Raw genomic sequence first — 19,066 nt, 5'->3', positions numbered from 1 at the left:
AGGGTGAATGGCACCACGTCTCATCATCACCGGATCAACCGGCTATATCGGCGCAAGACTTGTCGCAATAGCGCGTGAGCGCGGCTTCGACGTGGTTGAACTCGGTCGGCGGCCCGGCGCGGCGTGGCGCATTGGCGACGAGCCTGCCGCGTCCGATTTGGAGGGGGCGGTTGGGCTCGTCCATCTCGCGCATTCCTGGGCTGCCCCGTCGGAGGCGGCCGAAGAAGAAAACGTCAATATATCAGGCACCTTGAAGCTGGCGGAAGCGGCAAAGGCAGCCGGCGTGCCGCGCTTCGTTTTTGCCTCGTCCACCTCGTCCAGAAAAGAAGCGCTCAACGTCTACGGCCGGACTAAGTTCAGGATCGAAGAGCATTTGGCTGCCAGCAAGGCGGCACCAATCGTCCGAATTGCGCGAATAGGCCTCGTTTATGGCGGCCCGCGCACTGCGATGTACGGCCTGATGGCGAAATTGGCGGCGCTCAGTCCAATCTTGCCGATGATAGGGCTCAGCCGAAAAGTTCAGCCCATTCATCTCGACGAAGTCGCCGCAGGCCTGCTGGCGCTGGCGACCGGAGAGAACCAACCGCTGCAGACATTTGTGCTGGCGCAGGAAAAGCCCATGAGCTTTGCCGCCTGGCTCAGAATTCTCCGCCGCGCCCAAGATAAGGGCAACCTTCTTTTCATTCCGGTGCCCCTGACTGCCGCACTCCTCGCCTGCCGCATGACGAAGCTTCTGCCGTTGATTCCTACAGTCGATCCGGAGCGTGTCCTGGGGCTTGCAGGCGCCGCACCGATGGAGAGCAGCGAGAGCCTCAGGCTCTTGAAGTTGAACCTGTCTGACCCGGCGACTGCGCTTACCGGGGAATTCGGCCAGACACACGAGGAGCAATCGCGACGTGAGGCACAGGCCCTGCTGCGATATCTAGGCATCGCGCCCACCGAAATACCGCTGCAGCGACTCTGCGAAGGGCTGCGGCGTGAGGGATTGTCGCCGCTCGGCCTTACCCCGGCGATGATCCGGCATCCTGCCCTGCTGGCCCTCTTTGAACCGCCGGCCAATCGAACACGGCATCGCCTCGCGCAGGCCCTTTATTTGGCCGACCTCGCGAGCGAACCGGAAAGGCACCCCGGCAAAAAAGCCGGATTTTTCGGCGCTATACTGGCGATTTCCAGCGATGTCCTGCTCTTTCCGCTCCGCGCGCTTTTAGCCGGGAGATATCGATGAATGGGGCGGACGCCGACTTCATCATCATCGGCAGCGGGCCTGCAGGTGTCTCCGCTGCATTTCCCCTGATAGCGGCCGGACGCCGCGTTCTGATGCTGGATGGCGGGGATGATAACGGATCGCAGGAGGAAAGCCGCAGCGTCCGCGTCCTGGGAAGCAATCTGGAATCGCTGCGAACGGACGACGGAAGTTCGCCGAAATTGCAGACCCCTGCTGCACGCGGGATTCTTGAACCTTTTCGACGGCAATCCGGCATAACCGGCGACGGTTTCATCCCAATCGGCAGCCTTGCCCGCGGCGGTCTCTCCAACATCTGGGGAGCGCAAATCAGCTATCTCGATGCCGACGACATCGCGGATTGGCCAATCGACATCGCCTCTCTGCAGAGATCCTACGAGAATGTCGCCAATCGCATCGGCATCAGCAGGAATACGGATGTTACGACAGACGCTGGCGGCGAGCCCGTCTTGCCGCTTGGAGCGACAGCGGCCCATGTTCTTCATCGGCACCAAGCCGCGAAGCCGGCTGATGGGTCGTTCCGGCTTTTTCCCGCCGTCAATGCCATACTTTCGGAGGCAAGGTTCGGGCGCGCAGCATGCAATCTGCGCGGTGACTGTCTCTATGGCTGCCCGAGCGGCGCGATCTATAACAGCAGGCAGGATCTGCTTCTCTTGCGAAAGTCTCCGCATTTTCGTTTGCTCGATAGCATGCCGGCCGTCTCGTTGACACGAGGCTCAGGCTGGACAGTCAGAACGGCAGACGGATCGTCATTTTCCGCACCGCGGATCATTCTGGCCGCAGGGGTCCTTGGAACGGCCGCCCTGCTGGCCGATCTCCTGCCGTTTGACGAGCAAGGACTGCGTCTGTTCAACAGTCCGACGCTGGCCGTCCCTCTGCTCTGCCTCCCACGTTTGTTGCGTTCTCCGACGCCGACGCACAGTCTTGCGCAGCTTGGCTTATCTCTGCGCTACGGCAGCGGCGCATCCGATTACGTGACGGGAGCGATCTATGAGGTTGGTGCTCTGCCGGCGCAGAGCTTCGTCAACAGGATGCCGCTTGGTCGAAAAGCCGGGCGCGCGGCGTTCGAGCTTATCGGCGACAGTCTCCTCGTCGCAACGATCTATTATCCCGGCGATCAAAGCCACAGCTACATCCGTCGCGATGCAACGGCAAGAAAGGGTCTGACCGTCCGCGGCGGCTTCGCAGAGGGATTTAGCCTTCGCGCCGAGACTTTGAAAAAAATGCTGCGCCGTGAATGGAAACGGTTGGGACTGATACAGCTCCCGGGCACATCGCTGGCGGAGCCTGGCATCGATGCACATTTCGCCGGCACTCTGCCTATGGGCGCAGCCGGCCCGTTCGGTACTTCTTCGGATGGCGAAATGAATCTCCATCCCGGTCTTTACGTCGTCGATGGTTCAATTCTTCCCGATCTTTCCTCGAAATACGTCACGATGACGATCATGGCCAATGCCGATCGCATCGCTCACCGTCTCGCCGAGACGGAAGCAAACTCGGCGCTCTGAAGTCCGTTGCCTCTTTCAAGCCCTTAATTGGGGCAATGCTTCGCCGGCCAATGATAAAAGCGGCTGATAATCTCCTTCTGAAAGCACTGAAAAATCAACAAGGCCGAGCGTGGCGCGCATGGCGGAGAGCGACGGCTCCTTGATCGCGGCGCCAAGCGCATTTCGCAGGAGAAGGACTCTATCGTCCGACGCATCGGCTGAGGTGATAAAAGGCAGACCCGGACCTTTGGGCGTTTCGGCGATGATGCGGACCGCTTGGATATGGCCGGGATCGAAGCGCCGAATATTTGCATAGGTCACGCAATCGATGGCCGCACTGTCGGCCCTGCCTTCGACAACGGCGGCGATGCTGCCGCCGTGGCTGCCGGTTTCGATAATCCGGCCGAAAAAGTGGCCGTCGCGGGCAAGCGGAGCGACCGCTGCGCGAAAGAAATTGCTGCCGGAATTGCTGTCAGGGCCGTTGATCGCAGCCGTGGTGCCGCGCAAGTCCTCCAGCGAATGAAGGGCAGAATCCTTGGCGACGATGATGAAGCTGCGCATCAGCGGGCCGTCGCAGCCGGGATGGTGATATATCGGCGTCGCCACCAGGCGGACCCTACCCCGCAGACTCTTTGCAAAGGGATAGCCGCATGCCTGCGAGAGAAGAAGATCCGGCCTCAGCCAAGCTTCATCATAGCGAACCGCCTGATCGAGCTTTTCAGGCAGGTCCTTGAGGCCGGCTTCCAAAAGATAGTGCCGCAGGAACGACCATAACTCAGCGGTCGCCTCCGCGAGCGGCTGGGATGTGACATACATGGCGATGCTGACGAGATGCATTCTTGTCTTCCGTGCCTTGAGCTACTCGTCGCGCCGGAGGTAAGATGCAAGCGCCGACGCATCCTCCCCGAGCGGGCGATCGTCCACCATCGCCGGCGCGATCTGGCGGACAAGATCGAAGGTTTCCCGGGTGCCTTGCCCGCAATGATGCTGCGGACGCTGGTCCACCGCCTGGGCGGCGGCCAGCATTTCGCAGGCGATCACCTGGCGCCAGAGCTCGAGCATTTCGGCCAATTTCTGGACGACAAGCGATGACTGCGTTGCATGGTCCTCGACGCCTTCCGAGACTGCGAGGAAATCGAGCATAACCGGGTTCGCCTTGTGTCGGATCGCTGCCGTCAGCGCCGCGACCACCTTCTGCATGGGCACGAAGCCGGCCGAAGCGCCGCCGACCGGCGACAGGTAGCGCGGCAGCCCGTTCCGGCCCGAGCCGGTCAACTGGACAAACCGCGCAGCGCTTGCCGATGCCACTTGGGCGATGGCAAGCCCCAGCGTCTCGAACGCGAGTGACAGCGACGGTGTGTGAAAATTGCCGGTCGAGAGCACCCGCTCCTCGTCGGGGATGACAAGCGGATTGTCCGCCGCCGCATTGAGTTCGATTTCGATGGTTTGCTCGGCCCGGCGCAGAGCCTCGGCCAGGACGCCATGGATCGGTGCGACGCACCTTAGGCTCAGCGGATCCTGGATGGCGGCTTTGGTTTTGAAGAGGGTCGAGCCGGTGAGCGCTTCGAGAAGCCTGGCTGCTTCTTCCGCCTGGCCGATGGACGGTCTTGCCTTTTGAATAGCCGGCGAGAGAATGAGCGGGTTGCCGCCAAGGCCTTCGAAACTAAGGGCTGCCGCCTGCCGCTGCCGACCGAGGAGTTGCCTTGCATCATGCAGGGCGAGAGCGCCCTGACCGACGGAAACGGCAGAGGCATTCAGCAGCGAAATGCCGTCCTTCGGCCGCAAGGTCACCGGTGTCAGGCCGGCAAGCCTCAGTGCTTCATGCGCGGGATGGATCGCGCCCGCATATTCGGCTTCACCCTCCCCGATGAGACACCGGGCGATGGAGGAGAGAAGTACGAGATCGCCAGCACCGATCGAGCCGATGGATGGAATGAGCGGATGGACGCCGGCATTGAGCAATGCGAGAAGCGCCTCGAAGACCGGCGGCGAGATGCCGGAACCACCGACCGCAAGCATGGCGAGGCGCGCCGCCATGACCGCACGCGTCACGTCGCGCGGCAAGGCTGGCCCAACGCCCATGGCGCGGCCGCGCACGAGCTGCAGCTGGAATGCCTCGAAATCGGCGGTCACCTCAGTTCCCAGATTGGCGCCGAGGCCGGTATTCATCCCATAGATCTGCTGGCCCGATGCCGCCGCAGTTTCCAGGATGTGCCGCGCGCGCGCCAGCCGCGGCGCGACATCTGCGCCTTGTTCGACAACGACGTTACGCCGGGCGATCGCAACAATGTCGGCGATCATAATGCCGGAGCCTGTCAAGAGGAGCGGCGTCATGCGAAACGCAGCCTCTGGCCGATATTGACGGCATGCGCCTTGGTCAGCAGCGCATGGCCGAGCGCGATGTCGCTCAGCGACAATCCTCGGTGCCAGAGCAGGATCGTCTCGTCATCGCTCTGTCGTCCCGGCTTTAGACCGGCAACGATCTGGCCGAGTTCGGCATGCAGGGTTTCTGCGGACAGCTTGCCGGCGTCGACATGCGCCCGCAGCGAGCCGAACTTGCCGCCTTTGCATTGGCCCCAATCGTCGACGACGAGCTTGTCCATGATGTCGGTCAGCGACAGTTCGACAGCACTCATCGTGCCGTAGGGAACGACGAAGGCACCCTTCTTGATCCACTCTGTCCGAAGCATCGGCTCGGGCTCGGAAAGGCGCGAGGCCTCGACGATGATATCGGCGCCTTCGACGCAGTCGCGCCAATTGTCGGTCACAGTAATCTTCTTGCCGAGATCCTGCTCCAGCTTGGCGCCGAAGGCATCGCGGCTTTCGGGACGGCGGGAGTGGACGCGGATTTCGTCGAAGTCGAACAGGTGATTGAGCAGCCGGACATTCCAATAGGCCGTGCCGCGGGCACCGATATGGCCGAGCACTTTTGAGCGCTTGCGGGCCAGATGTCTGGCGCCGAGCGCGGTGACGGCGCCGGTGCGCATATCGGTGATGACGGTGGCGTCGAGGATGGCTTTCGGGACGCCGGTGCGCGGATCGAAGAGGTTGAGCACGCCGAATTCCGAGGGGTAGCCGAGCTTATAATTATCGACGAAATCGCCAACGATCTTGACGCCGGCAAGGTTCAGCGGCGCCACATAGCCGCGCAAGACGTTGAAATGGCCGTGGAAGCTTGGATCGGGCTCGAGATGGACGCGCGGTTCGATCACCGTCTCGCCCTTGCCCTGGGCGCCAAGCGAGGTCTCGATCGCGGCGAGGATCTCGTCATTGCTAGGATTGAGTGCCTCGATATCGAAGGCGTTGAGATAGTCGATATAGATCGGGTTCATGGTCGTCTCACATTATCGTTTGGCCGGCGCGCCGACACCGAGATTTTGGCGCAGGGTCCGGCCTTCATAGTCTTCACGGAAAAGTCCGCGACGGCGAAGCTCCGGCACCACAAGCGTGACGAAATCATCGAGCCCCGAGGGGAAGATAGGCGCCATAACGTTGAAGCCGTCAGCAGCACCCTGGCTGAACCGTTCTTCCATCGCATCGGCGATCTGGGCAGGCGTACCGGCGACCTGCCAGTGGCCGCGCGCGCCGGCGAAATGGCGGGCAAGCTCGCGGATCGAGAGATTGTCGCGCCTGCCGAGATCAATGATCAGTTGCTGGCGGCTCTGGATGAGATTGGTCTCCGGCATGTCAGGCAGTGGTCCGTCGAGCGGATAGGCGGAAAGGTCCTGGATGCTCAGATAACTTGCGAGCAGCGCCACGCCGACAGCATCCGGGATCAGCTCCTGCAGCGCGCGAAATTTTGCCTTGGCTTCCGCTTCGGTGGCGCCGACGATCGGCGAGATGCCTGGCATAATCTTGACGTCGCCGCTCCGGCGACCGTACTTAGCAAGCCGCGATTTCACATCCACATAGTATGCCTGGGCCTCGCCGATCGTCTGTGAAGCGGCAAAGAGGACATCGGCGGTGCGAGCGGCAAGCTCCTTGCCGACGTCGGAGGCGCCGGCCTGCACCATGATCGGCCGTCCCTGCGGCGAGCGCGGGCTTTCGAGCAGGCCCTCGACAAAAAAATGCTTGCCGTGATGATTCAGCGGATGGAGCTTGGCGCGATCGGCGAATTTCGTGCCGCCCTGTGGCAGATAGGCTCCGTCTTCCACGCCGTCCCAGATCGCAAGAGCCGCATCGGCAAACTCCTCGGCGCGCTCGTAACGCTCCGAATGCGGGCGAAGGCCGCTGCTGGCGAAATTCTCCGCTTCGAGTTCGCTTGCCGAGGTGACGAGGTTCCACCCTGCCCTGCCGCCGCTCAGCTGGTCGAGCGAGGCGAAGGTGCGGGCAAGGCCGTAGGGTTCGTTGTAGGTTGTCGACGCCGTGGCGACGAGACCGATATGGGAGGTGTTGACCGCAAGGGCCGCGAGCAGGCTCAAGGGCTCGAAGGCGGTCGAGCGGGCAGCCTGGCTTGCCATATCAGGGTTGCGCTCGCGTATCGCGGCGGCGTCCTCGACGAAGATCATGTCGAACTTGCCGCGCTCGGCGATCCGAGCAAGCGCGATGAAATGGTCGATGTCGACGCCGGCCTCAGCATGCGCGAGCGGGTGACGCCACGCTGCGATATGATGACCGCCGGCCATCAGGAAGGCGCCCAGTCTCATCTTGCGATCGCCGCTCATGATGCACGCTCCACTGCATTAGGATGGGCGGGACGCGGCAGGCCGAGATATTCGCGTAGCGTCGAACCAGCTTTAATTTTGCCGGTCAAGCTGCGCCGCTGCAATTCGGGAGCGACTTCGGCAAGGAAGAGATCGGCCGTTCCCAATGTCGGCGGCAGAATAGTGAAGCCGTCCAGGTTGCCGGTTTCGAACCACCGCTGCAGCGTATCGGCAATCTCGGCTGGCGTGCCGACCAGACGTGACGCGGAAAGCGGTTGGCTCGCCCGCTCCGCCTCCCCAAATCGAAGCGCATCGCTTGCCGCGTGCGCCGCTTCAGACGTCTCGGCAATGATCAGCACTATATTTGCCAGTATCCGGACGTCCTGCCGCTGTCGCCCAGTCGCTTCGAGCACGCGCACGAAGTCGGCCGCCGTGTCGTTTGCACTTTCCAATGTCCTATCTTGAAGCAGGACGATTTCAGCGCTGTGCGCGGCCAGCGTTTTGCTTCCTCCGCTCAGGAACTGAGCGATAACCGGTTTGCCCTGCGGTGAGCGGTTGACGTTGAGCGGTCCGCGCACCGTGAAATGCTTGCCCCTGTGATTGAGCACATGCATTTTACTTGGCTCGAAGAAGCGGCCCTGCTGCTTGTCGTAGATGAAGGCGTCGTCTTCCCAACTGTCCCACAGCGCGCCGACAAGCCTTAGATATTCCTGGTCGCGCTCGAAATCGCCTGACGCGGGAAGTGCGACCCAGCCCGTTCGCCCGCCGCTGATCTGGTCGAGCGAGGCAAAGCGCCGGGCGAGATTATAGGGCTCGTGCTGACTGGTTGCGGCAGCTGCCAGGAAGCCTATCCGGCGCGCCTTCGTCGCAAGAGCCGCTACCAGCGTCGTCGGCTCGAAGGGTGTGGCAATCGGCGAGAGATCATCGACCGGTCGAGCACCAAGTCGGTCGGAGAGCAGGACAAAATCGAAACCCGCCTCCTCGGCCTTTGCAATCTGGGAAAGCAGCGAGTCGAAACCGAGATGCCCAGGCGTTCCGGCGTTGCGCCAGGCTGCCGGATGATGACCGAAGGGTGTGAGGGAAAAGCCGAGATGCATCGTGTTTCCTGCCTTCAGATCGAGAAGATGGTGTCACGCGTCAGATGCCCGGTGACCGTACCATTGCCATCGACGACGGCGAGCACGTCGCTGTTGGCAGCGACCATCAGCGACAGCGCATCGCGCAGATTGACATTTGCCGCCACCGTGGCAGCCGGAGCCGACGGCGCTCCTGTCAGGGCCGCGTCGGCGACCGAAAACAGGCTGAGCCTCTTGATCGCACGGTCGATTCCAACGAAATTCGCGACGAATTCATCGACCGGACCGGAGAGGATCGCGTCGGGCGTATCATATTGCACGATCTTGCCGGCGCGCATGATGGCAATGCGGTCGCCGAGCCGGATCGCCTCGTCGAGATCGTGGGTGACCAGAACCACGGTCTTTCTGACACGCTTCAGGATCTGCCTGAACTCGTCCTGCAGGCGCGCTCTGGCGATCGGGTCGATGGCGCCGAAAGGCTCGTCCATCAAAAGCACGGCAGGGTCTGCCGCAAGCGCACGGGCAACGCCGATGCGCTGGCGCTGACCGCCAGAAAGCTGGCGCGGATAGCGCTTCAGCATCTCCTGCGGATCGAGACCGACGAGGTCGAGCAGCTCCTTGGTGCGCGCCGCGATCCGTTTCTGCTCCCAGCCGAGCAGGTTCGGCACGGCGGCGATATTCTCGGCGATCGTCATATGCGGGAAGAGGCCGACATTCTGGATCACATAGCCGATGTGGCGGCGAAGCTGCACGGGATCGGCCTTGGTGACGTCCTCGCCGTTGACGAGGATGCGGCCTTCAGTCGGCTCGATCAGCCGGTTGATCATGCGCATCGTCGTCGTCTTGCCGCAGCCGGATGGGCCGATCAGCGCCACCGTCGAGCCCTCTGGCACATCGAGCGTCAGCCTGTCGACCGAGGGCGCCGCACCTTCGCCGTAACGCTTGGTGACATTTTCCATCCGGATCATGCGGCGGCTCTTTCTGCAAACAGGATTTTCTCGGCACGGCCGAGAATGAATTCGGTGGCGAGCGCCAGGATCGCGATCGGCACGGCGCCGACCAGCAGCCGCGACATGTCCATCATGCCGATACCGGTCGCGATGAAATCGCCGAGCCCGCCGCCGCCGATGAAGGGCGCAAGTGTTGCCCCGGCAAGGACCTGCACGGCGGCGGTGCGCGTGCCGGCAAACATGGCCGGTGCGGCAAGCGGGATACGGATCTTGCGCAGCACCTGGCCACGATCCATTCCCATACCGATTGCCGCTTCCACCGCATCGGGATCAACGTCGCGAAGGCCGACATAGGCATTGAGCAAGATCGGCGGCAAGGCAAGCACAGTCAGCGCCACGATCGAGGGCATGATGCCGATCCCAAGTAGCGGCATCATGATGGCGAGGATCGCAAGACTCGGAACGGTTCTCAGACCATTGATCGTATTGATGACGCCGAAGGCGAAACGGCCGTGATTGACGATGAGGATTGCCAGCGGCAGCGCGATGAGAAGCGCGATCGCCAGCGACACGCCCGACATCAACAGGTGCTGGCCGAGCGCACGATAGAATTCGTTTTGATGATCGACGATCCAGAACAAGGCGGTGCTCAGCATCGAATGGTCCTCATTGCCAGCGCACCAGGGCCTTTTCGGCCTGGGTCAAGATGAGATCGAAGATCACCGCGAGAAGCGCTGTCAGGATGCCGCCGACCAGGATCTTCTCGGCATATTCCTGATCGATGCCGATCAGGATGATGGTGCCGAGCCCGCCGCCATCAATGAAGGCGGCAACGGTTGCGATGCCGATGACGGTGACGAGCGCAATTCGCGCACCCGAGACGATCAGCGGCAAGGCGAGCGGCAGTTCGATGCGGAAAAGCCGCTGCCATGGGCCGTAACCCATGCCGTCGGCGGCATCGAGCACATCTGCGGGAACGCCGCGGATACCGGTGACGATATTGCGCAACAGGATCAGCAGGCAATAGGACGAAAGACCGATCAGCGCCGGCTCCATGCCGAGACCGACAAAGGGGATCAGCAGCGCAAAGAGCGCCAGGCTCGGAATCACGAAAATGACGTTCGTCACGGTCAGCGCGAAGGCATAGAGCCGCGGACGGCGCGCACAGATGATCCCGAGCACGAGCGCGATGACAAGGCCGATCAGCACAGAGGAAACCGACAGCACGAGATGCTGCCAGACCGCGAGCGCAATTTCCGGAATATGCTTGGGAGCCCAGTTCAAGACGATAAATTCCTGTCGGCACGATCATGACAATGCGGCGAAGCCTCAAGCTTCGCCGCATTTCGCGCTCAGGAAAAGCGAAACTTGTCGCTTCCTGAGATCAGATGCCCTGCGCCTTCAGGAATTCCGCGGCGACATCGGCCGGCTCTTCCTTGTCGCGGTCGACCTTGGCGTTCAGGCCACGCATGTTCTCGTTGTTGAGCAGCGGGCTGATCTTGTTCAGCACCTCGGCGATCTTCGGGTTCTTCGCAAGCGTGTCCTGGCGCACGACGGGCACGAGATAGTAGGGAGGGAAGAGATGCTTGTCGTCGTCGAGCACGACGAGCTTGTTATCCGAGATCTGCCAATCCGTAGCAAAACCATATGAAACGTCGAGATCCTTGCTGGTCAACGCGCTATAGCGGATGCCGAGCTTGGCGAAGATCTTGAACTCCTTGAACTGGATGCCATAGACCTGCTTCAGACCGGGCAGACCGTCCTTGCGTTCGCCGAAACCGCCTTCGGCACCGAAGGTGAGGTCCTTGGAAGCGGGGCCGAGATCGGAAAGTGTCTTCAGCTTGTATTTCTCGGCGGTCTCGGGAAGCGTGATGATCGCATAGCCGTTATTGATCTCAGTCGGCTGCAGCAGCGTCAGCTTCAGGTTCTTCTCGTAGTAATCCTTGACGTCGTAATAGATCTTGTCGGCCGAGCCGGAAAGATCACCCTTGACGACGGCGGCAAGCGCCGTGCCGGTATATTCGGGATAGAGATCGATATCGCCGTTCGTCAATGCGGTATGGGCAACGAGGGTCGCACCGAGATTGAGATGGCGCTCGACTTCGACACCGGCCTTCTCAAGCGCCTGGGCATAGATTTCGGCGACGATGAATTGTTCGGTGAAGTTTTTGCTGCCTATCTTCACTGCATCGGCCTGGGCGGGACTGACGGCAAGCACAGTCAACACGGCCCCGACGAATACGCCGGCTAAAGACTTCAAAAGCATCGTATTCCCCTAATTTGCGGTCTGAATTCGTTTCAGTTGCTTCTAGCGGTTTCGATCGCGATGAGCGCGGGATAGCATACTAATTTTGTCGATTTCTTGGAAAAATCTCGCTTCCCGGACGGTTGGACCGTCCGATCACGAAGCTACAGTTTATCAGCAAGCCCGAACTCCTTTGAGCGCCGGCAGTTTGCGGCAAGACGCAAGGGTCGGTCAAGGTCAGGCAATACCGCCAAGGCAGACATATTTAAGCTCGGTATATTCGTCCAATCCGTGCCGCGACCCTTCGCGGCCAAGACCTGACATCTTCACACCGCCGAACGGAGCCTCAGCCGTCGAGACGAGACCGGTATTGACGCCGACCATCCCATATTCCAGCGCTTCGGCCACACGAAATACCCGCGACAGATCGCGAGCGTAAAAATACGAAGCAAGCCCGAACTCGGTGTCGTTTGCCTGTTCGATGACGTCCTCTTCGTCGCGGAAGCGAAACAGCGGTGCAAGCGGCCCGAAGGTTTCCTCGCGCGCGACCTGCATGCCGGCAGCGACATCGCGCAGGATTGTCGGCTCGAAGAAGTGGCCGCCGAGCGCGTGACGTTTGCCGCCTATGACGATCCCGGCACCTTTTGAAACGGCGTCGCTGATATGGCTTTCGACTTTGGCGACGGCATTGTCGTCGATCAGCGGGCCAAGCACGACGTCACGGTCGAGACCGTTGCCGACCTTCAGGCCCGAAACCGCCGCGGCGAGTTTGGCGGCAAACGCCTCATAGACGCCGTCCTGAACATAAAGCCGATTGGCGCAGACGCAGGTCTGACCGTTGTTGCGGAACTTGGCGATGAGCGCGCCTTCGACGGCAGCGTCGAGATCGGCGTCGTCGAACACGATGAAGGGTGCATTGCCGCCAAGCTCGAGGCCGAGCTTTTTGATCGTCGGCGCGCATTGCCGGTAAAGCAGTTCGCCCGTCCGGGTGGAGCCCGTGAATGTCAAAACCCGAACGTCACGGCTTGCCGTCAGCACTCCGCCAATTGCCGCTGCGTCACCCGTGACGATGTTGAGAAGCCCCGGCGGCAGGCCGGCACGCTCACCGAGAACGGCGATGGCAATGGCAGAGAATGGCGTCTGCAGCGCCGGCTTGAGAACCACGGCACAGCCGGCGGCAAGCGCAGGGCCAATCTTGCGGGTGATCATCGCATTCGGAAAGTTCCAGGGCGTGATTGCCGCCACTACGCCTGCGGGCTGGCGCAGGACGAGGATCCGCTTGTCCGGCTGATGTCCCGGTACGACCTCGCCGTTGATGCGCCTCGCCTCTTCGGCGAACCATTCGATGAAGCTCGCACCATAGGTGATCTCCCCTTTGGCCTCGGCCAGCGGTTTTCCCTGCTCCAGCGTCAGGATCATCGCCAGATCGTCGCGGTTTTCGATCATCAGCCGATGCCAAGCCTTCAGAACGGCGGCGCGCTCCCCGGCAGTCTTCTTCGCCCAAAGCTTCTGGGCGATGACCGCGGCGCGGATGGCATCTTCCGTTTCCGCCGCACCGAGATCGGGGACCACCCCCAGCGGCTCGCCTGTGGCTGGATTGCGGACCGTCGCCGCCTTGCGGCCTTCCGCTTCGATCCAGCGATCGGCGATGGGGCATGCCTGGCGGAACAGCGAGGGATCATTGAGCTTCATATGAAACAACTTTCAACAGAATACGTGAGCGGCACCGGGATCGAAATTCAGATGGACTATATCGCCACGGCTGAGCCCGACGATAGCCTCATGACCAAACGGCAGACGAACCGCCAGCGCCTCACCCGTCGCCGTCTCGGTCGAGACGTGAATATTGTTGCCGAGGAAGGTAATGTCGCTGACGGTTGCGGCAAGACCCGCTCCCGCCACCTGGTTTCGCGACAACCGAATGCGCTCAGGCCTCAGCATCAGGGCTGCCCTTGTCCCGGAGCTTCCTTTTCCATGCACCGGAATGTCATTGAAGACGCTTCCGCCGCCAAGCGAAATGGTGGCCTGCCCATCGGAAGATGACAGCAGGTCGCAGGAAATGAAGTCGCTGTCGCCGATGAATTCGGCAACGAAGCGGGTCCGCGGATTGGCATAGAGTTCCGGCCCCGTGCCGATCTGGTCGATGACCCCCTTGGAAAAGACGGCGATCCGGTCGGAGAGCCGCAGCGCCTCCTCCTGGTCGTGCGTGACATAGAGGATCGTCACTTCGGTCTGCTGATGGATCCGGCGTATCTCATGCTGGATTTCCTCGCGCAGCTTCTTGTCGAGCGCCGACAGCGGCTCGTCCATCAGAAGCACCGGCGGGTCATAGGCAAGGGCCCTGGCAAGGGCGACACGCTGCTGCTGGCCGCCGGACATTTGCGCAGGCTTGCGATCCTCGAAGCCTTCGAGCCTGACGAGGCGCAGCATCTCCTTGACCTTGCTGTCGACCTCGGCCTTGGACCTCCGCCTCACCTTCAGCGGGAATGCGATGTTTTCGCCCACCGTCAGATGCGGAAACAGGGTGTAGCGCTGGAACACCATGCCGATGTTGCGCTTGTGCGAAGGCGTGTCGAGCAAGGTCTTGCCCTCCAGCGTGATGTCGCCTTTCGTTGGAGTTTCAAAACCGGCCAGGATGTAGAGGGTGGTGCTTTTGCCGGATCCGGACGGTCCGAGAAAGGTCAGGAACTCCCCGCGCCGGACGTCGAGATTGACGTCGTGGACGGCGACGACCGGGCCGTATTCCTTGCGTATTCCGCGGATCTGAAGGAACGGTTCTTTCATTGTTTCAGTACCTTACGCACGACGGCAACCAGCGCCATCAAGAGGATCGTCAAAAGGATGAGAAGGGTCGACGCCGCAGCGACAACGGGCGTCAGGTCCTGCCGCAGCGTTGCCCATACCTTGACGGGCAGCGTCTGCAGGGTCGGGCTGGACATGAAGATTGCCACCACCACCTCGTCCCAGGAAGTCAGGAACGAGAAGACGGCCGCCGAAAACAGCCCATGGCTGATCGCCGGCAGGGTGACCCTGATCTTTGCTTCCAGAGGCGAGGCGCCGCAAAGAACCGCCGCGTCCTCGATCGACTTGTCGAAGCCCTCCAGCGCACTTGAGATCGAGAGGATCGAGAAGGGCAGCGCGAGAACGAGGTGCGAAATGACGAAGCCTACCAACGTGCCGCCAAGGCCGATCCTCAGAAAGAAGGCATAAAGGGCGACCGCAAGAACCACGACGGGCAGGATCATCGGCGTCAGGAACAGTGCTTTCAGCGCATCGCGGAACAGGAACGAACCGCGCACCAGCCCGAAGGAGGTCACGAGCCCGAGCAGCACCGACAGAACAGTCACGATGACCGCGATCTTGAAGCTCGTCCAGGCCGATTCCAGCCAGCGCGGATCGGCAAAGAGCTCGCTGTACCATTGAAGCGTCCAGCCGGGCGGCGGAAAGATCAGCCACTGCGAGGAGCCGAAGGAGAGCGCCGCGATAAAGACGATCGGCATCAGCAGGAAGGCCGCAGTCAGAAGCGTTATCGCCAGCAAGATGTATTTCCACCAGCCGAGACGGTCGAAATTGAGCAACATGTCAACGCCCTCCCGGATTCTGGTTGCCGACGAAGCGCAGCTGCACGGCATAAAGCAACAGGGTCACCACGAGGAGAACCAGCGCCGCAGCACCGCCCATGCCCCAGTTGACCAGCGACTGCACGAATTGCGCGATCAGCTCTGCGAGCATCATGTTGGCGGTGCCGCCGAGAAGCGACGGCGTGACGAAATAACCAAGCGACATGACGAAGACCATGAGTGCACCAGCCGCCATGCCGGGCATTGCCAAGGGCAGCAGAACATGGGTCAGACACTGCCACCGGTTGGCGCCGCAAAGTGCTGCCGCCTGCAGGGTAGACGGGTCGATCTTCTTGATCACGCCGTAGAGCGGCAGGATGATGAAGGGCAGCATGATATAGGTCATGCCAATGGTCACCCCGGTCAGGTTGTTGACCAGTGCCAGGGGCTTGTCGATCAGCCCCATTCCGATCAGCATCTTGTTGATGAGCCCCGTGCGCTGCAAAAGAACCATCCAGGCATAGGTGCGGGCAAGCAGGTTGGTCCACATCGATAGGAGCAGGATCGCAAAGATCACCGAGGTTAGGCGCCCGGGCATGATTGCCAGCGCCCAGGCAACGGGAAATCCGATCAGCAGCGAAATCACCGTGACGAGACCTGAGACGATGAAGGTGTTGGCGAAGATCTTCAGATAGGTCGCGGACCCGATCAGCTGCGCATAGTTTCCAAAACCCGGAACAGGTTCCAGCACGCTGCGCAACAGGAGCACTGCCACCGGCGCGATGAAAAAGATCGTCACGAAGGCGAGAGCCGGAAGGACCCCGCCGAAACCTGTTGCCCTGCGCACCTTTGGCAGGGGCGCAATTGCAGCGGAGGCATCGCTATATGTCGACATGACAGTCCTTCCCACCCGTCAATTTCCGCAGGCGCCGAGGTCCGACAAGCGGGCACCGACACTGCGGGGGCACGGCGAACATTCGCCGTACCCGTTCATCTCAAGTTTCAGGCTATTTCGCCTGCCAGGCGTACCACTTCTCGCCGATGGCATCGCGATTATCAGCCCAGTAGTTCATATCGGCATTCACCTGGCTGGCCGTCTGCTGATCCGGCAGGGTCTTGGCAGTCTCCGGATCCATCAGCTTGGCCGAGTCAACGTTGATTGGTGCATATCCGGTGGCTTTTGCAAGGGCGGCCTGCGGTTCGGCAGAAGTCGCCATTGCAATGAACTTCATCGCGGCTTCCACGTTCGGCGAACCCTTCGGCACGACGAGCGAATCCGCAGCGGTGATGTTCTGTTCCCATGAGGTCTCGGTCTTGATACCGCTCGCCGCAAGCGCGGTCATGCGGCCATTCCAGACACTGCCGAAGGGAGCCTCGGCGGATGCCAGAAGCTGCTGCGACTGTGCGCCGCCCGACCACCAGACGATATCCGATTTGATCGTATCGAGCTTCTTGAAGGCGCGGTCGAGATCAAGTGGATAGAGCTTGTCGGCGGCCACACCGTCGGCAAGCAGCGCCGCTTCGATCACGCCGGGAGCCGACCACTTGTAGAATGTGCGCTTTCCCGGAAACTTTGCCGTGTCGAACAGATCCGCCCATGTCTTCGGGCAGGCGGTGACGGCATCGGCATTGCAGCCGATGACGAAGGAATAATAGAAGCTGCCGACCGAGTAATCAGTCACGAAGCGCGGATCGAGCTTGGATTTGTCGATGACCGAGAAATCGAGTTTCTCGAGCTGGCCATTCTTGCCGGCCTGGGCGGCATAGTCGCCTTCGACGTCGACGACGTCCCAGGTGACCTGGCCAGCCTCGACCATCGCCTTGAGCTTGCCGTAATCCGTCGGCCCGTCCTGCACGACGGTGATACCGGTCTTCTCCGTGAACGGGCTGGCCCATGCGGCCTTCTGCGCGTCCTGGGTCGTTCCTCCCCAGCTCGAGAAGACCATGTTGTCGGCGTGCGCCGGTGCGGACACAGCCACGAATGCGGCAACCGCCGCGACAGCAAATGTTGTTTTCATGTTCCCTTATCCTTGTTCTGGTTTGTCCTACGGGTATGCCTTATGCCGTCAGTGCGCCTCGCTCCTGGGAGAAAAGTTGGCTGGCTTCATAATCTTGTTTTCCGCCACTTCGATCAGATCGCGGATCTTGGGCAGGAAGGCCTGCCACCGGGGATCGGCCAGAAGCCTCTGGCGCCTCGCCTCCCGGTCGCCCAGGCTCGCAAAGGCCCAGATGTGAACGATCTCGTTGATCGTTCCGATCTCCGAAAAGAAGTAACCGACGAGCGTGCCGAGATGGCTCTTCTGGATTTCGATCCCCTCTTCCTCGACGACCTTGAGATATTGCGGGATGGTGCCGTTCTTCAGCCGATAGGTGCGGATTTCGTAAAACATCGGCGCTACCTCATCACGAAGGGATCGGGGATCGGATCGTCCGATGTCCTGAGCCAGATCGTCTTGGTGCGGGTATAGTCGAGTGCTGCGGCCATGCCGCCTTCCCTGCCATGGCCCGACAGGCCGAAACCGCCGAACGGCGCGATCGGTGATACCACGCGGTAGGTGTTGACCCAGACGATCCCGGCTCGCAGCCCCTTCATCAGCCGGTGCGCCCGGGTCAGGTTCTGGGTGAAGACGCCGGAAGCCAGGCCATAACGGGTATCGTTGGCGAGCCGCAGCGCCTCGGTCTCCGTCTCGAATGACACGACGGACAAGACCGGCCCGAAGAATTCCTCGATCAGCGACGGCGAGGCGACATCGTCGCAGTCGAGAATCGTCGGCGGGAAATAATAGCCGTCGCCGTCGATCTTGCGTCCTCCCGTGACAAGGCGGGCGCCACTTTCAATCGACTTGGCGACGAGAGCGCCGATATTGTCCTGCTGGCGCTTGGTGGCAAGCGGGCCGACTTCTGTCGCCATATCGAGCGGAGCACCGATCCGGATCGCCTCCGCCTTATCCCGTAGCAGGGCGACGAATTTGTCCTTGACGCTGCGTTCGACGATGAGGCGCGATCCGGCAACGCAGCTCTGCCCTGTCGCGGCGAAGATCCCCGCGACCTGGGCATTGGCAGCGCTCTCGAGATCTGCATCGGCAAAGACGATGAATGGCGACTTGCCGCCAAGTTCAAGCGAGGTGGAGGCGAGGTTTTCGGCCGAGTTGCGAACGACGTGCCGGGCGGTTTCAGGGCCGCCGGTAAAGGCGACATGCGCAACCTTCGGGTGCCGTCCGAGGGCGGCGCCGCACGACGCGCCGAAACCGGTGATGATGTTGACGACGCCGGCGGGAAAGCCTGCCTCGTGCACGAGCCGTGCAAATTCGAGAAGCGGCGCCGGCCCGTCTTCCGAGGCCTTGACCACCATCGTGCAGCCGGCCGCCAGCGCCGGTCCGATCTTCACCGCAGACAGGAAGAGCTGGCTGTTCCACGGCACGACCATCGCAACGACGCCGATCGGCTCGCGGCGAAGCCAGACATCCATGTCGGGCTTGTCGATCGGCAGGTAGGCGCCTTCGATCTTGTCGGCGATGCCGGCATAGTAGCGATAGTATTCGGCGACATAAGCGATCTGAGCCGATGTTTCGCGGATGATCTTTCCGGTGTCGCGCGTCTCCAGTTCTGCGAGGATCTGCGCGTTAACGGCAACCAGATCGGCCAGCTTGTAAAGCAGCTTGCCGCGTTGGGTGGCCGTCAGTTTCGGCCATGGGCCGTCGTAAAGCGCCCTGTCGGCCGCGTTGACAGCCCGGTCGACATCGGCCTCGCGCGCTTCGGGCATATCAGCCCAGACCGCGCCGGAAGCGGGGTCGATACTCGGATAGCTGGCCTCGCCATCTGAAAATTCGCCGTCGATATAGTGCTGGAAACGCCGCATGGT

Annotated in this window: 18 protein-coding genes; 2 read left to right on the top strand and 16 right to left on the bottom strand. The window is 61.5% G+C overall.

The genetic code is table 11. The features are described 5' to 3' along the window. Positions 1–7: 7 nt before the first annotated feature. Together AC244Q_RS36005 and AC244Q_RS36000 are read left to right on the top strand one after the other, a co-directional pair. Positions 8–1,225 (top strand): NAD-dependent epimerase/dehydratase family protein, encoded by a 1,218-nt coding sequence (locus tag AC244Q_RS36005; protein ID WP_128407742.1) that lies wholly within the window; start codon positions 8–10, stop codon positions 1,223–1,225. Then, the gene (locus tag AC244Q_RS36000) at positions 1,222–2,751 is read left to right on the top strand and encodes an FAD-dependent oxidoreductase (protein ID WP_128407743.1); all 1,530 of its coding nucleotides are present in this window, start codon (positions 1,222–1,224) and stop codon (positions 2,749–2,751) included. The genes AC244Q_RS36005 and AC244Q_RS36000 overlap by 4 nt, the downstream gene beginning before the upstream one ends. 15 nt (positions 2,752–2,766) lie before the next feature. On the opposite strand, the gene AC244Q_RS35995 is transcribed toward AC244Q_RS36000, so the two are convergent. The 16 genes from AC244Q_RS35995 to AC244Q_RS35920 all read right to left on the bottom strand — a co-directional run bounded on the left by AC244Q_RS35995 (position 2,767) and on the right by AC244Q_RS35920 (position 19,063). After that, positions 2,767–3,567 carry a phosphate/phosphite/phosphonate ABC transporter substrate-binding protein gene (locus tag AC244Q_RS35995; protein ID WP_128407744.1) on the bottom strand — a complete coding sequence of 267 codons (801 nt, stop codon included), beginning with the start codon at positions 3,565–3,567 and terminating at the stop codon, positions 2,767–2,769. Positions 3,568–3,588: 21 nt separating this feature from the next. Then, positions 3,589–5,064: an HAL/PAL/TAL family ammonia-lyase gene (locus tag AC244Q_RS35990; RefSeq protein WP_003555645.1), complete on the bottom strand. Its 1,476-nt coding sequence runs from the start codon at positions 5,062–5,064 to the stop codon at positions 3,589–3,591. After that, positions 5,061–6,062, bottom strand: a complete 1,002-nt coding sequence (locus AC244Q_RS35985; RefSeq protein ID WP_128407745.1) for an ornithine cyclodeaminase family protein — start codon at positions 6,060–6,062, stop codon at positions 5,061–5,063. Before AC244Q_RS35985 ends, AC244Q_RS35990 begins: the two co-directional genes overlap by 4 nt. Positions 6,063–6,074: 12 nt before the next feature. Continuing rightward, positions 6,075–7,394 (bottom strand): LLM class flavin-dependent oxidoreductase, encoded by a 1,320-nt coding sequence (locus AC244Q_RS35980; protein WP_128407746.1) that lies wholly within the window; start codon positions 7,392–7,394, stop codon positions 6,075–6,077. Beyond that, positions 7,391–8,470, bottom strand: a complete 1,080-nt coding sequence (locus tag AC244Q_RS35975; protein ID WP_128407747.1) for an LLM class flavin-dependent oxidoreductase — start codon at positions 8,468–8,470, stop codon at positions 7,391–7,393. The genes AC244Q_RS35980 and AC244Q_RS35975 overlap by 4 nt, the downstream gene beginning before the upstream one ends. A gap of 14 nt (positions 8,471–8,484) precedes the next feature. After that, positions 8,485–9,417, bottom strand: a complete 933-nt coding sequence (locus AC244Q_RS35970) for an ABC transporter ATP-binding protein (protein ID WP_003555649.1) — start codon at positions 9,415–9,417, stop codon at positions 8,485–8,487. Continuing rightward, positions 9,414–10,055, bottom strand: a complete 642-nt coding sequence (locus AC244Q_RS35965; protein WP_128407748.1) for an ABC transporter permease — start codon at positions 10,053–10,055, stop codon at positions 9,414–9,416. Before AC244Q_RS35965 ends, AC244Q_RS35970 begins: the two co-directional genes overlap by 4 nt. A gap of 10 nt (positions 10,056–10,065) precedes the next feature. Beyond that, positions 10,066–10,683: an ABC transporter permease gene (locus AC244Q_RS35960; RefSeq protein ID WP_003555652.1), complete on the bottom strand. Its 618-nt coding sequence runs from the start codon at positions 10,681–10,683 to the stop codon at positions 10,066–10,068. A gap of 100 nt (positions 10,684–10,783) precedes the next feature. Then, positions 10,784–11,665: a glycine betaine ABC transporter substrate-binding protein gene (locus AC244Q_RS35955; protein ID WP_128407481.1), complete on the bottom strand. Its 882-nt coding sequence runs from the start codon at positions 11,663–11,665 to the stop codon at positions 10,784–10,786. A gap of 216 nt (positions 11,666–11,881) precedes the next feature. Further along, the gene (locus AC244Q_RS35950; protein ID WP_128407482.1) at positions 11,882–13,336 is read right to left on the bottom strand and encodes an NAD-dependent succinate-semialdehyde dehydrogenase; all 1,455 of its coding nucleotides are present in this window, start codon (positions 13,334–13,336) and stop codon (positions 11,882–11,884) included. Positions 13,337–13,348: 12 nt separating this feature from the next. Next, the gene (locus AC244Q_RS35945) at positions 13,349–14,428 is read right to left on the bottom strand and encodes an ABC transporter ATP-binding protein (RefSeq protein WP_017997690.1); all 1,080 of its coding nucleotides are present in this window, start codon (positions 14,426–14,428) and stop codon (positions 13,349–13,351) included. Then, positions 14,425–15,225, bottom strand: coding sequence for an ABC transporter permease (locus AC244Q_RS35940; RefSeq protein WP_003555656.1), 801 nt, complete (start codon positions 15,223–15,225; stop codon positions 14,425–14,427). Before AC244Q_RS35940 ends, AC244Q_RS35945 begins: the two co-directional genes overlap by 4 nt. Position 15,226: 1 nt before the next feature. Next, on the bottom strand, positions 15,227–16,099 hold the full coding sequence (locus AC244Q_RS35935) for an ABC transporter permease (protein WP_128407483.1): 873 nt from the start codon (positions 16,097–16,099) through the stop codon (positions 15,227–15,229). Between the two features lie 112 nt (positions 16,100–16,211). After that, positions 16,212–17,222: an ABC transporter substrate-binding protein gene (locus AC244Q_RS35930; protein ID WP_128407484.1), complete on the bottom strand. Its 1,011-nt coding sequence runs from the start codon at positions 17,220–17,222 to the stop codon at positions 16,212–16,214. A gap of 48 nt (positions 17,223–17,270) precedes the next feature. Beyond that, positions 17,271–17,594, bottom strand: coding sequence for an NIPSNAP family protein (locus AC244Q_RS35925; RefSeq protein WP_128407485.1), 324 nt, complete (start codon positions 17,592–17,594; stop codon positions 17,271–17,273). A 5-nt stretch (positions 17,595–17,599) separates the two neighbouring features. After that, entirely contained in the window at positions 17,600–19,063 is a 1,464-nt protein-coding gene (locus AC244Q_RS35920) for an aldehyde dehydrogenase (protein ID WP_128407486.1), read from the bottom strand. Positions 19,064–19,066: the final 3 nt, after the last annotated feature.

The sequence above is a fragment of the Rhizobium sp. CB2179 genome, from assembly GCF_057653455.1.
This window is presented reverse-complemented; position numbering and strand designations above follow the sequence as displayed.